Source organism: Candidatus Nebulibacter yamunensis (genome assembly GCF_024208055.1).
GTDB classification, from domain to species: Bacteria; Pseudomonadota; Gammaproteobacteria; order Francisellales; family Francisellaceae; genus Caedibacter; species Caedibacter lacustris.
Genome location: NZ_JAMBMW010000070.1, coordinates 1 through 515, shown reverse-complemented (window position 1 = coordinate 515; position 515 = coordinate 1). Strand labels below are relative to the sequence as shown.

At 58.4% G+C, this 515-nt stretch carries 1 protein-coding gene; it reads left to right on the top strand.

Annotated elements, in window-relative coordinates; all coding sequences use genetic code 11:
* Positions 1 to 87: 87 nt before the first annotated feature.
* A partial coding sequence (locus M1V25_RS10320; RefSeq protein ID WP_498843234.1) for a class I SAM-dependent methyltransferase occupies positions 88 to 515 on the top strand: 428 nt, incomplete at its 3' end.

Genomic DNA, 515 nt, shown 5'->3' with positions numbered 1-515 from the left:
GTGGCCGAGATCACGCCCATTACCGATGCTACTTCGCGGAAAGTCCAATCGCAATACGAGCAGTTTCCTTACCCGCCGTGGGATGCCATGAATGAAGCCATTGCGCCTCATAGCTTGGCTGATTTTCTGCGCACGCGCTTTCCTGATCACACCTGGGCCAGCACGGCCACGCCACAGATATTATCAGCGGGCTGCGGCACCGGGCGCGGCGCAATCATGTTGGGGATGACATTCCCGCAGGCGCAGATTACCGCTTTCGATCTCAGCCGCGCCAGCGTTGCCTATGCCACCATGAAGGCCGAACAGCATCAGGCGCGCAACATTACCTTTGGCATTGGCGATATTCTGAATGCACACAGCCTGGGGAAAACTTTTGACCTGATCGAAAGTGCTGGCGTTCTGCATCACATGGCTGACACCATCGCCGGTCTGCGGGCTTTGACCAGCACCCTGAAGCCTGGGGGTGTGATGCGCCTTGCCTTATACAGCGAACGCGGGCGAGCGGGCGTCAAAGC